Genomic DNA, 13000 nt, shown 5'->3' with positions numbered 1-13000 from the left:
GCGGCTCTGCTCCAGCTCAGAGCTCCAGGGCCTGCTCCTGCTTGATGGAGTGGTAGCAGATGGCGATGTAGTGATGCAGGCGGTGCTGCTCGTCGCGCACGGCGGTGATCGAGACTTCCTGCTGCAGATCCTTGTGGCGCATCTTCCAGATGCCCTGCCAATGGCCGGTGCGGCCCACATCGGTCCACATGGTGGCCAGGCTGGCTTCCGTCTCCTCGCTGTAGAAGAGGGCCGCAAAGTCCTTGTTCTTGGCGCTCTGGCGCGAGAGCTCGGTCATGCGGGCGAAGGCCGGGTTGATGTCCACCACCCGGTGGTTGGCGTCCAGCACCACCACGCCTTCGTAGCAATGGTCGAACACCGTGGCCGCGATGTGCAGCTGGCGCTCGGTCTTCTTGCGCTCGCTCAGATCGGTGAGCACGCCCACATACATGCGCTGGCCGCGCGCTTCGGCCTGGCTCAGCGCCAGGCGCAGAGGGATCAGCGTCCCGTTCTTGTGCTGGCCCAGCACCTCGGAAATCTTGTTGCGCAGCGGTGGCTGGGCATTCATCTGTCCATGCTCGTGCCGTTGCACATAGTGGTCATGGTGATTGGCGAGGGCTGCCGGCATGAGCATCTTCACGTTCTGGCCCACGGCTTCGGCGGCGCTCCAGCCGAAGATCGCTTCGGCGGCAGGGTTGTATTCCTGGATATGGCCCTGGGTGTCGATGCTGATGATGGCGTCGGCGGCCATCTGCACCAGGGCGCGCAGCCGCGCCTCGTCCATGTCCACTTTCTGCCATTGCATGCGGTAGTGCAGCAGGCCGTTGGCCTGGGCAATCAGGCCGCCTATGCTCAAGGTCAGCAGCGCAATGAGCAGCGCCAGGGTCAGATGGTTCTCGCCATGCAGCTGGGCTGCGTCCTGTCCGTGCTCGGGCACGGCAATGCGCAGCGCCAGCATGGCCGTGTAGTGCATGCCGGCGATGGCGCCGCCCATGATGATGGCGGCCAGCGAATGGCGCGCCAGGGAAGGCGTCTCGGCGAAGCGGGCCAGGCCGAAGCGCACCCACAGCGCCAGCATGGCCAGGACCACGCCGATCAGCAGCGATATCGCAAACCACAGCGGTGAGTACTGCGGCGCGTGTTCCATATGCATGGCGGCCATGCCGCTGTAATGCATGGTGGCAATGCCGGCACCGACGATCACGCCGCCCAGCACCAGCTGCCGGGTGTCCAGCTCGGGCATGGCCAACAGGCTCAGGGCCACGGCCGAAGCCGCTATGCCGGGCAGTATGGACAAAAGGGTCAGCGGCAGGTCGTAATGCACCGCGGTATGGGCCGAATAGGCGAGCATGCCTATGAAGTGCATGGCCCAGATGCCGGTGCCCAGGGCCAGCGAGCCGCTTGCGATGGCCCAGCGGCGCAACTGGGGCGTGATGGCCAGACGGGCGAAGGCGGCCAGCCTCAGAGCCTGACCGGAGGCGATGCTGCTGACGACCAAGGACAGCAGCACCAGTCCCAGATCATATTCGCCGTGGACCAGAGCCGCTCCGGGAGTCTCGCTCCAGAAAAAGTGAGACTGCATGATGTATTCCAATCAGATGAAGGAGGCACAAACAGCTACGGTTTGAGCATCACACAAAATTGGTAACTAACGCCCGATGGAGTGTAGGAGATTATCCCTATTTGTAGGAGTAGCGCTTACGCCACAAAGTGACTTGCTGAAAGGCGGCCCGGCCTAGATAGCGGCTTCCAGGCCGTTGCCGAAGTGCAGGCGCACCGCGTCGGCCGCGGCCTTGGCATTGCGCTGCAGCAGGGCCTGCATGATGGCCTCGTGCTCGGCCAGCGAATCCTCGATACGGCCTTGCTTGAACAGCGACTTGTGGCGGTTGAGCTTCATGACCTTGCGCAGATCGGCCACCAGCTGGTTGCGCCAGCGGTTGTTCGCAATGTCCAGAATCTGCATGTGAAAGCTCTCGTTGAGCGCAAAAAAGCGCTCGGCATCGGCGGTCTGGCGCTTGAGTTCGTCGTGGGTGTGGGCCAGCCGGGCCAGGTCCTCATCCGTGGCCTTGCCCGCGACCTCGGCGGCCGCATCGGCCTCCAGCAGGCTCAGCAGGTGGTAGACGTCGGAAATATCCTTGCGCGAGACCTCGGTCACATAGGCGCCGCGGCGCACCTTCATGGTCACCAGGCCTTCGGCGGCCAGGACCTTCAGCGCCTCGCGCAGCGGCGTGCGGCTGATGCCGTATTCCTCGGCAATCTTGAGTTCGTCGATCCATGAGCCGGGTTCGAGCTCGCGCTGGAAGATGCGTTGGCGCAACTGCTCGGCGACCTGCTCATATAGCGCACGGGGTGTAAGCGTTTTATTTGTCATTACGCGCAATTGTATGCGTTGGATATTTTGAATTCATAATTATGAATAATGTACACTACGCCTCATCTAGGTAGTTCACCGCAATTCCAACTTCACTGCGCGCACCGCATACGAGAGACAACATGAGCCAAGAGAACCCGACGGCACAGGGCCAGACCGAATTCCCCGCTGCTGATCTGCAGGCCTGGACCAAGGCGGCCAACAAGGCTGCTCCCGGTGGAGACGTCAACAATCTGAACTGGCTCACGCCCGACGGCATCACCGTCAAACCTCTGTACACGGCCGAAGACACGGCCGATCTGGCCCATACCAACACGCTGCCGGGCTTTGCTCCCTATATCCGCGGCCCCCAGGCCACCATGTATGCAGGCCGTCCCTGGACGATCCGCCAGTACGCGGGTTTCTCTACCGCCGAGGAGTCCAATGCCTTTTACCGCAAGGCGCTGGCCGCCGGCGGCCAAGGCGTTTCCGTGGCCTTCGATCTGGCCACTCACCGCGGCTATGACAGCGACCATCCGCGCGTGACGGGCGACGTGGGCAAGGCCGGCGTGGCCATCGATTCGGTGGAAGACATGAAGGTGCTGTTCGACCAGATCCCGCTGGACAAGGTCTCGGTCTCCATGACCATGAACGGCGCCGTGCTGCCCGTGCTGGCCGGCTATGTGGTGGCCGCCGAAGAGCAGGGCGTGTCCCAGGACCAGCTCGCCGGAACGATTCAGAACGACATTCTGAAAGAGTTCATGGTGCGCAACACCTATATCTACCCGCCCAAGCCGTCGATGAAGATCATCGGCGACATCATCGAGTACACGAGCCAGAACATGCCCAAGTTCAACTCGATCTCGATCTCGGGCTACCACATGCAGGAAGCCGGTGCCAACCAGGCGCTGGAAATGGCTTTCACGCTGGCCGACGGCAAGGAGTATGTGAAGACCGCCATCGCCAAGGGCATGGATGTGGACGCTTTCGCGGGCCGTTTGTCCTTCTTCTGGGCCGTGGGCATGAACTTCTACCTGGAAGTGGCCAAGATGCGCGCCGCTCGCCTGCTGTGGTGCCGCATCATGAAGGGCTTCGATGCCAAGAACCCCAAGAGCCTGATGCTGCGCACCCACAGCCAGACTTCGGGCTGGTCGCTGACCGAGCAGGATCCCTACAACAACGTGGTGCGCACCACCATCGAAGCCATGGCCGCCGTGTTCGGCGGCACCCAGTCGCTGCACACCAATGCGCTGGACGAGGCCATTGCCCTGCCCACCGAGTTCTCGGCCCGCATCGCGCGCAACACCCAGCTGATCATTCAGGAAGAGACCCACATCACCAATGTGATCGACCCCTGGGCCGGCTCCTACATGATGGAAAAGCTGACCCAGGAAATGGCCGACAAGGCCTGGGCCATCATCGAGGAAGTCGATGCCATGGGCGGCATGACCGCGGCCGTGGACAGCGGCTGGGCCAAGCTCAAGATCGAAGCCGCCGCCGCCGAGAAGCAGGCCCGCATCGATTCGGGCAAGGAGGTCATCGTCGGCGTCAACAAGTACAAGCTGGCCAAGGAAGACCCCGTTGATATTCTGGAAGTGGACAACGTCAAGGTGCGTGACAGCCAGATTGCCCGCCTCAAGGACATCAAGGCCAAACGCGATACAGCCAAGGTGGAAGCTGCGCTGGCGGCCATTACGGCAGCAGCAGAGTCCGGCGAAGGCAATCTGCTGGATCTGTCCATCAAGGCCGTGCGCCTGCGTGCCACGGTGGGTGAAGTCTCCGACGCGATGGAAAAGGCTTTCGGCCGCCACCGCGCCGACACACAAAAGGTGACCGGTGTGTATGCTGCCGCTTATGACTCGGCCGAAGGCTGGGACAAGCTCAAACAGGAAATCAACACCGCTTCGGAAGCCATGGGCCGCCGCCCCCGCGTGATGATCGCCAAGCTGGGCCAGGACGGCCACGACCGCGGCGCCAAGGTCGTCGCTACCGCCTTTGCGGACCTGGGTTTCGACGTGGACATGGGGCCGCTGTTCCAGACCCCCGAAGAATGCGCGCGCCAGGCCATCGAGAACGACGTACATGCCGTGGGCGTGTCGACCCTGGCCGCCGGCCACAAGACCCTGGTGCCGGCCATCATTGCCGAGCTCAAGAAGCAGGGCGCCGACGATATCATCGTCTTCGTCGGCGGCGTGATCCCCGCCCAGGACTATGATTTCCTCTACAACGCGGGCGTCAAGGGCGTGTATGGGCCCGGCACCCCCATCCCTGCCAGCGCCAAGGACGTGCTGGAGCAGATCAAGAAGGCCAACGGTCTCTGATCGGCCGGCAAGCATTGATAGCAAAGGCGATCGCGACGTGACCCCTGAGCAAATGCAAGACGGCATCCTGCACGGCAACCCCGCTGTGCAGCGCCGGGCCATGGCCAAGGCCATTACCTTGCTGGAATCCTCCCGGGCCGACCACCGTGAACAGGCCGACGGCCTGCTCACCGCTCTGCTGCCGCATACGGGCAAGGCATTTCGCCTTGGCATCAGCGGCGTGCCGGGCGTCGGCAAGTCCACCTTCATCGAGGCCCTGGGCCTGTATCTGATAGAGAAGGGTCTGCGCGTGGCCGTGCTGGCGATCGATCCGTCGAGCACCGTCTCGGGCGGCTCCATCCTCGGCGACAAGACCCGCATGGAGCAACTGTCCATGCGGCTCGAGGCCTATATTCGTCCCAGCCCCAGCAGCGGCACGCTGGGCGGCGTGGCCGAAAAGACGCGCGAAGCCATGCTGGTCTGCGAAGCCGCCGGTTATGACGTGGTCATCGTCGAAACCGTGGGCGTGGGCCAGAGCGAGATTGCCGTGCACGGCATGACCGACATGTTCTGCGTGCTGCAGCTACCCAATGCGGGCGACGACCTGCAGGCCATCAAGAAGGGCGTGATGGAGCTGGCCGACCTGGTGGTCATCAACAAGGCCGACATCGACCCCCATGCGGCCACGCGCGCCCAGGCCCAGATCACATCGAGCCTGCGCCTGCTGGGCATGCACGGCAACCCCGACCACGCCAATACCGGTGCGCTGTGGCAGCCGCGCGTGCTACAGATCAGCGCCTTGCTGGGCCAGGGGGTGGATGGCTTCTGGGCTGCGGTCAGCAGCTTCAAGGACATGCAGACCAGCAACGGCCGCCTGGCCCTGCGCCGCGAGAAACAGGCCCTGTCCTGGATGTGGGAGCGCATCGACTTCGGCCTCAAGCAGGCGTTTCGCCAGCACCCGCAGGTCAAGGCCATGCTGCCGGCCCTACAGGCCGATGTGGCAGCGGGCCGCATCGCGGCCAGCACTGCCGCAAGAAATCTACTTCTAGCCCAAATGCAGTAGGCGCTGAAAGCTCACTTAACCATAGCATCGCAGCACAAGACATTTGCGAGACAAACAACCCAAATCACGTTAGAGGACAAGCATGCAAGACGATATCCTGAAGCAGCTGGAAGCCAAGCGAGAACTCGCCAGGCTGGGTGGGGGACAAAAGCGCATCGACGCACAGCACAAGAAAGGCAAGCTGACGGCGCGCGAGCGTATAGAGCTGCTGCTGGACGACGGCACGTTCGAGGAATGGGACATGTTCGTGGAGCACCGCTGCACGGACTTTGGCATGGAAAACACCAAGATTCCCGGCGACGGCGTGGTCACGGGCTACGGCATGATCAACGGCCGTCTGGTGTTTGTGTTCAGCCAGGACTTCACGGTCTTCGGCGGCGCGCTGTCCGAAACCCATGCCGAGAAGATCTGCAAGGTGATGGACCAGGCCATGAAGGTCGGCGCTCCCGTCATCGGCCTCAACGACTCGGGCGGCGCACGTATCCAGGAGGGCGTGGCCTCTCTGGGCGGCTATGCCGACGTGTTCCAGAAGAATGTGCTGGCCTCGGGCGTGGTGCCCCAGATCTCCATGATCATGGGCCCCAGCGCCGGCGGCGCCGTGTATTCGCCGGCCATGACCGACTTCATCTTCATGGTCAAGGACAGCTCGTACATGTTCGTGACCGGCCCCGAAGTCGTGAAGACCGTGACCCACGAGGAAGTCACGGCCGAGGAGCTGGGCGGGGCCATCACCCACACCACCAAGAGCGGCGTGGCCGACATGGCTTTCGACAACGATGTCGAAGCGCTGATGATGCTGCGCCGTCTCTACAACTACCTGCCCTTGAACAACAAGGAAAAGGCCCCGGTGCGCGAGACCACCGACCCCGTGGGCCGCGCCGATATGTCGCTGGACACGCTGGTGCCCGAGAACGCCAACAAGCCCTACGACATGAAGGAGCTGATTCTCAAGACCGTGGACGACGGCGATTTCTTCGAGCTGCAGCCCGAGTACGCGAAGAACATCATCATCGGTTTCGCGCGCATGGCCGGCCAGACCGTTGGCGTCGTGGCCAACCAGCCCCTGGTGCTGGCCGGCTGCCTGGACATCAAGTCCTCCATCAAGGCCGCGCGCTTTGTGCGCTTCTGCGATGCCTTCAACATTCCCGTGGTCACCTTCGTGGACGTGCCCGGCTTCATGCCCGGCACTTCACAGGAGTACGGCGGCATCATCAAGCACGGCGCCAAGCTGCTGTATGCGTATGCCGAAGCCACGGTGCCTAAGATCACCGTCATCACGCGCAAGGCCTATGGCGGCGCCTACGACGTGATGGCCTCCAAGCATTTGCGCGGCGACGTGAACCTGGCCTGGCCCCATGCCGAGATTGCCGTGATGGGCGCCAAGGGTGCGGTGGAAATCATCTTCCGCGAAGACAAGAACGACCCCGAAAAGCTCGCCGCCCGCGAAGCCGAATACAAAGAACGCTTTGCCAACCCCTTTGTGGCCGGCGCACGCGGCTTTATCGACGATGTGATCCAGCCCCACGAGACGCGCAAGCGCATCTGCCGCTCGCTGGAGATGCTCAAGAACAAGCAGTTGGACAACCCCTGGCGCAAGCACGGCAACATCCCCCTGTAAGAACAAGAAGAACCAGGAGATACATCAATGTTTACCAAGATTCTGATTGCCAACCGCGGCGAAAACGGCCGCGCAGCAGACGTTTCAAAAAATTGCCAGCCGCAATCCACGAAGTGGATTTCTGCGCGCCCAGCTGTTTGAGGGAGATAAGAAGAATGTTTACGAAAATCCTGATCGCAAACCGTGGCGAGATAGCGTGCAGAGTGATCGCCACCGCCCGCAAGATGGGCATCCAGACCGTGGCCGTCTATTCCGATGCCGACAAGGACGCGCGCCATGTGAAGCTGGCCGACGAGGCCGTGCACATCGGTGCCGCGCCCAGCCGCGAGTCCTATCTGGTGGCCGACCGCATCATCGCGGCCTGCAAACAGACCGGCGCCCAGGCCGTGCACCCGGGCTACGGCTTCCTCTCGGAAAACGAAGCCTTCGCCAAGCGCTGCGAAGAAGAGGGCATTGCCTTCATCGGCCCCAAGGCGCATTCGATTGCGGCCATGGGCGACAAGATCGCCTCCAAGAAGCTGGCCAACCAAGCGCGGGTCAACACCATTCCCGGCTACAACGACCCCATCGCCGGACCTGAAGCGGCCGTGGAAATCGCCAAGAGCATCGGCTATCCGGTGATGATCAAGGCCTCGGCCGGCGGCGGCGGCAAGGGCCTGCGCGTGGCCTATAACGACAAGGAAGCGTTCGAAGGCTTTGCCAGCTGCCAGAACGAGGCCCGCAACAGCTTTGGCGACGATCGCATCTTCATCGAGAAGTTCGTGCAGGAGCCGCGCCACATCGAGATCCAGATCCTGGGCGACAGCCATGGCAACGTGGTCTACCTGAACGAGCGCGAATGCTCGATCCAGCGCCGCCACCAGAAGGTGATCGAGGAAGCGCCTTCGCCCTTCATCAGCGACGAAACCCGCAAGGCCATGGGCGAGCAGGCCGTGGCCCTGGCCAAGGCCGTGCAGTACCAGAGCGCCGGCACCGTGGAGTTCGTGGTCGGCAAGGACCAGGACTTCTACTTCCTCGAGATGAACACCCGCCTGCAGGTGGAGCACCCGGTGACCGAGTGCATCACCGGCCTGGACCTGGTCGAGCAGATGATCCGCGTGGCGGCCGGCGAGAAGCTGTCCTTCGGCCAGGCCGATGTGAAGCGCGACGGCTGGGCCATCGAGTGCCGCATCAACGCCGAGGATCCGTTCCGCAACTTCCTGCCCTCGACGGGGCGCCTGGTGCGCTTTGCGACTCCGGCCCAGACCATGTGGCAGGCCGATACCGCCCATCTGCAGGGTGTGCGCGTGGATACCGGCGTCTACGAAGGCGGCGAGATCCCGATGTACTACGACTCGATGATCGCCAAGCTCATCGTGCACGGCCGGGACCGCAACGAAGCCATCGCCAAGATGCGCGAAGCCCTCAACGGCTTTGCCATCCGCGGCATCAGCTCCAACATCCCGTTCCAGGCCGCGCTGCTGGCCCACCCCAAGTTCGTTTCGGGCCAGTTCAACACCGGTTTCATCGCCGAGCACTACAGCCACGGCTTCCATGCCGAGGACGTGCCCCACGACGATCCCGACTTCCTGGTGGCGCTGGCCCTGTTCCGCAACCGCCGCTACCGCGCGCGCGCCTCGACCATCACCGGCCAGATGCAGGGCCACAATGTGCAGGTGGGCGAGTGCTACACGGCCGTGGTGCTGGGCGCCGAAGGCAAGAACCAGTATGTGAACGGCGAGGTCACCGATTTCGACGCTCTGGCCCGGGTCTGCAAGGTAGTGGTCAACGGCAAGAGCTACGAGATGCGCAGCAACTCGGACATCCGCGATCTCGTGGTGCACGGCGGCTGCAACGGCAAGGCCTTCACCTGCCAGATCGAGCGCGGCACGGCCAAGAACCCGCTGGCTCTGCGCGTGATCCACAACGGCACCCAGGCCGATGTGCTGGTGCTGTCGCCCAAGGGCGCCCAGATGCACCAGCTCATGCCTTACAAGGCGCCGCCCGATCTGTCCAAGTTCCTGCTCTCGCCCATGCCCGGCCTGCTGGTCGACGTGGCCGTGCAGCCGGGCCAGAAGGTGCAGGCCGGCGAAAAGCTGGCCGTCATCGAAGCCATGAAGATGGAGAACATCCTCTTCGCGGCCCAGGACGGCGTGGTCAGCAAGATCAGCGCCAGCAAGGGCGACTCCCTGGCCGTGGACGACATCATTCTGGAATTCGAGTGATGGTTTTCAGGGCCACGGCCTGCGCACCAGCTGGCATATCGGTGCGCGGCCGCGGCCCTGAAGCAGAAAGCCCGCCGGGCTTGTGCTCTGCGGGCTTTCCCATGTCCGGCGCCTAAAATAGGATCCATCTAGAACCCTCGCCCAGACAGCGCAGATAGCTATGCTTTTCAAAGCGGAACCCTCTTTTCCCCGCAAAACCCGGCTGGCTCCGGCATGGTTGGCCGTTGCGGGCCTGGTTCTGCTGGGCGATGCCGCGGTGCTGATGCTGCTGGGTCATTTCAATCTGGGTGTGATCGTGCCGGCCGTGCTGGGTGCGGCCGGCATCTGCATGGCCTGGAAGTGGCGCGCCCTGCAGCAATGGCGCGCAGCCAGGCCCGTGCATGCGCGGATCTGGGCCCTGGGCTGGGGCGCGGCGGCGCTGTGGCTGATCAGCCTGCTGTGGTTCTGGAGCCGCCTGTTCAGTCTGGGCCTGGAGCCGGCCCAGGTGCCGCCCGTCCAGGCCATCGTGGTGCTGGGCAGCGGCACGCTGAACGGCCAGCCGCGACCCGTGCTGGCCGAGCGTCTGGATACGGCGGCGGCGCTGGCAAAGCTGCAGCCCGCGGCCTTGATTGCGGTCTGCGGCGGCGTGGACTGGGGGGAGCAGGAGTCCGAAGCCGAGGTCATGGCCCGCTACCTCGAGCAGCGCCACGGCATAGCGCCCCAGCGCCTGGTGCTCGAAAAGCTCAGCACCAGCACCGAGCTCAACCTCAAGCTCAGCCGGCCGCTGCTGGCCGAGCGCGGCGTGGGTGCCGATGCGCCCTGGGCCATGGTCAGCAGCGACTTCCACCTGATGCGCGCCTTGGAGATTGCGAAACGCCAGCGCCTGGCCCAGGCCTATCCCGTGGCCGCGCCCACGCCCCTGGCCACGCGCTTCAATGCCTGGCTGCGCGAATACTTCGCCATGGTCAGCAGCTGGCTTCTGGGCGAGGTCTGAAGAATTTCAATGAAAACCCGCTGCAGCGCTGGATCTAAATGCGCCGTCAGCCATCAAAACAGCAAGGAGTCAATCATGAGCAAGCGTCCTTTCAAGGTTCTGGGCATTCAGCAGGTCGCCATCGGCGGCACCGACAAGCAGCGCATGAAAAAGCTGTGGGTGGACATGCTGGGCCTGGAGCAGACCGGCACCTTCCAGAGCGAGCGCGAGAACGTGGACGAGGACATCCTGGCCATGGGCAAGGGCGCGAACAAGGTGGAAGTGGACATCATGCAGCCCATGGACATTGACAAAAAGCCCGCGGTCCACGCCACGCCGCTCAACCATATAGGCCTGTGGATAGACGATCTGCCCAAGGCCGTCGAATGGCTGACTGCCCAGGGCGTGCGCTTTGCGCCCGGCGGCATCCGTCAGGGTGCGGCCGGCTACGACATCTGTTTTCTGCACCCCAAGAGCAATGAGGAATTTCCGATTGCGGGCGAGGGCGTGCTGATCGAGCTGGTGCAGGCGCCGGCCGATGTGATCGCCGCACTGGGCTGAGCGCAGAAAGGCTGGCATGGCTGCACTGACCGCAAGCGAACTCGAACGCTATCTGCACGAGCACATTCCGCTGTCGCGCGCCATGGCGGTGGAGGTGGTGTCGACCGGACTCGACGGCGTCTGGCTGCGAGCGCCGCTGGCGCCCAACATCAACCACCGGGATACGGTCTTTGGCGGCAGCGCCTCGGCGCTGGCCATTCTCGCGGCCTGGTCGCTGCTGCATCAGCGGCTCAGAGCCGAGGGGCTGGACAGCCGATTGGTGATACAGCGCAACACCATGGAGTATGAGCAGCCCATTGCCGGTGCGTTCCAGGCCCGTTCGGCCCTGCTGGAGCCGCAGCAATGGTCGCAGTTCACGCGCATGCTGGCCCGCAAGGGCAAGGCGCGCATTGCCGTGGCCTCGGTGCTCAGCGACGAGCACGGCGCCGCGGCCGGACGGCTGGTGGGCGAGTTCGTGGCCCTGGGCTGACGAAGAAAGGATCAATCCATGCGCTGGATCGCCATCTTTACCGACACGTCGAAGATGCTGGAGGTGCGTGCGCGATTCGAGACCGCGCATTTTGCCTTTCTGGACCGCTACCGCGATGAAATCGTGCTGGCCGGCGGCTGCCGCCTGCAGCCGGAAGGCGACTACATGGGCGGGCTCTGGGTCTTTGAAGTGGCGAGCCGTGAGCGGGCCGTGGAGCTGATCGAGCAGGACCCGTACTTCATCCACGGTGCGCGCAACTATGAGCTCAGAACCTGGGGCAAGGCCTTTCCCGGGCGCCAGGTCCTGCTTTAAGGCAGCGCCGGCATTTCGAGCCGCACTGGCTGCCAGCGCCTGGCGGCAAGGCGCAAGACGCCATGAGTCTTGCGGTATCGCCTAGCTGCTTTGCCGGACCACGAGTTCATAGCCCAGGTCCAGCCGCGGCGTGGCCACGAGCTCGCCGCGTATCAGCTGCAGCAGCATCTGCGCGGATTCGGCGCCGATAGCACCGCGCGGTGTGCGCACGGTGGTCAGCGGCGGCAGCATCTGGTCGCTGCCGGGCAGATCGTTGAAGCCCGTGATGGCCAGGCGCTCGGGCACGGGGATGCCGCGGCGCAGCGCTTCGAGCAGCGCGCCCTGGGCGATGTCGTCGTTGCAGAAGAACAGCGCGTCTATGGCCGGGTCGCGCTGCAGCGCCTGCGTCAGCAGCTCGGCGCCCAGGGCCATCGAGGTGGGCCGGGGCCAGAGCAGCTCGAGTGCCGGGTCGTACAGGCCTTGTTGCTCCAGCACGGTGCGCCAGCCGGCCGCACGTTGCATCACGCGCGCATCGAGCTGGCCCGCGCAGAAGGCAATGCGCCGGCGGCCGCGCTCGAGCAGGTGGCGCGTGATGGCGACACCGGCCTCGGCCTGCGAAAACCCCACGCAGGGCGTTTGATCTGCAAGCTGGGATGGCTGATCCACGGCGCTGAGTTCCATCATGTGCACGCAGGGAATCCCGCTGTCGGCCAGCAATTTCCGGGCCGCCGGGCTGTGGTCGAAGCCCGTGAGCAGCAGGCCCGCGGGCCGCAGCGGCAGATAGGTGCGCAGCAGCTGCTCCTCTTCGGCACGGTCATAGTGGGTCACGCCGATCAGCGCGTGGTAGCCGGCTGCAAACAGCACCTTGTGGATGGATTCGATCAGATCCACAAACAAGGTGTTGGACAGCAGCGGCACCAGCACCAGCACCTGGGTGCTTTTCTGCGAGGCCAGGGCACGGGCCGCTGGGTCGGGCACATAGCCCATGCGCTCGGCTGCGGCGTGGATCTTCTCCACCAGCAGCGGGTCCACGCGCCGCTCGCCGCGTAGTGCGCGCGACACCGTCATGGCACTCACGCCCACCGCCTGCGCCACATCGCTGAGCGTGACGCGGCCGCTGGCACGGGGCGAGCGACCGCGGGCCGCGGAGCGGGGTGAAGAGGGTGGCGAGGCGTTGCTGTCCAAGGGATTGTCCTAGTCTTTTGAGGTAGGG

At 64.0% G+C, this 13000-nt stretch carries 11 protein-coding genes; 8 read left to right on the top strand and 3 right to left on the bottom strand.

The window, feature by feature from the left end; translation table 11 throughout:
• Window positions 1–16: 16 nt before the first annotated feature.
• Together AB6724_RS05685 and AB6724_RS05680 are read right to left on the bottom strand one after the other, a co-directional pair.
• Window positions 17–1561, bottom strand: coding sequence for an MHYT domain-containing protein (locus AB6724_RS05685; protein WP_369337535.1), 1545 nt, complete (start codon window positions 1559–1561; stop codon window positions 17–19).
• A 153-nt stretch (window positions 1562–1714) separates the two neighbouring features.
• The gene (locus AB6724_RS05680) at window positions 1715–2350 is read right to left on the bottom strand and encodes a GntR family transcriptional regulator (protein WP_369337534.1); all 636 of its coding nucleotides are present in this window, start codon (window positions 2348–2350) and stop codon (window positions 1715–1717) included.
• Between the two features lie 122 nt (window positions 2351–2472).
• Between AB6724_RS05680 and scpA the strand changes: the two genes are divergently transcribed.
• The 8 genes from scpA to AB6724_RS05640 all read left to right on the top strand — a co-directional run bounded on the left by scpA (window position 2473) and on the right by AB6724_RS05640 (window position 11808).
• Window positions 2473–4650, top strand: coding sequence for a methylmalonyl-CoA mutase (gene scpA / locus AB6724_RS05675; RefSeq protein ID WP_369337533.1), 2178 nt, complete (start codon window positions 2473–2475; stop codon window positions 4648–4650).
• A gap of 37 nt (window positions 4651–4687) precedes the next feature.
• Window positions 4688–5692 carry a methylmalonyl Co-A mutase-associated GTPase MeaB gene (gene meaB, locus AB6724_RS05670; protein ID WP_369337532.1) on the top strand — a complete coding sequence of 335 codons (1005 nt, stop codon included), beginning with the start codon at window positions 4688–4690 and terminating at the stop codon, window positions 5690–5692.
• An 82-nt stretch (window positions 5693–5774) separates the two neighbouring features.
• Window positions 5775–7310 carry an acyl-CoA carboxylase subunit beta gene (locus AB6724_RS05665; RefSeq protein WP_369337531.1) on the top strand — a complete coding sequence of 512 codons (1536 nt, stop codon included), beginning with the start codon at window positions 5775–5777 and terminating at the stop codon, window positions 7308–7310.
• 155 nt (window positions 7311–7465) lie between these two features.
• The gene (gene accC, locus AB6724_RS05660; protein WP_369337530.1) at window positions 7466–9514 is read left to right on the top strand and encodes an acetyl-CoA carboxylase biotin carboxylase subunit; all 2049 of its coding nucleotides are present in this window, start codon (window positions 7466–7468) and stop codon (window positions 9512–9514) included.
• 160 nt (window positions 9515–9674) lie between these two features.
• The gene (locus AB6724_RS05655; RefSeq protein ID WP_369337529.1) at window positions 9675–10487 is read left to right on the top strand and encodes a YdcF family protein; all 813 of its coding nucleotides are present in this window, start codon (window positions 9675–9677) and stop codon (window positions 10485–10487) included.
• 75 nt (window positions 10488–10562) lie between these two features.
• Window positions 10563–11027 carry a VOC family protein gene (locus AB6724_RS05650; protein WP_369337528.1) on the top strand — a complete coding sequence of 155 codons (465 nt, stop codon included), beginning with the start codon at window positions 10563–10565 and terminating at the stop codon, window positions 11025–11027.
• 16 nt (window positions 11028–11043) lie between these two features.
• Window positions 11044–11496: a YiiD C-terminal domain-containing protein gene (locus AB6724_RS05645; protein WP_369337527.1), complete on the top strand. Its 453-nt coding sequence runs from the start codon at window positions 11044–11046 to the stop codon at window positions 11494–11496.
• 18 nt (window positions 11497–11514) lie between these two features.
• Window positions 11515–11808 carry a YciI family protein gene (locus AB6724_RS05640; RefSeq protein ID WP_369337526.1) on the top strand — a complete coding sequence of 98 codons (294 nt, stop codon included), beginning with the start codon at window positions 11515–11517 and terminating at the stop codon, window positions 11806–11808.
• 81 nt (window positions 11809–11889) lie between these two features.
• Here the strand turns inward: AB6724_RS05640 and gntR are convergent, their stop codons facing one another.
• Window positions 11890–12972 (bottom strand): HTH-type transcriptional regulator GntR, encoded by a 1083-nt coding sequence (gntR, locus tag AB6724_RS05635; RefSeq protein ID WP_369337525.1) that lies wholly within the window; start codon window positions 12970–12972, stop codon window positions 11890–11892.
• Window positions 12973–13000 lie beyond the last annotated feature (28 nt).

The sequence above is a fragment of the Comamonas guangdongensis genome, assembly GCF_041079535.1.
Classification (GTDB): Bacteria; Pseudomonadota; Gammaproteobacteria; order Burkholderiales; family Burkholderiaceae_C; genus Comamonas; species Comamonas guangdongensis.
This window is presented reverse-complemented; position numbering and strand designations above follow the sequence as displayed.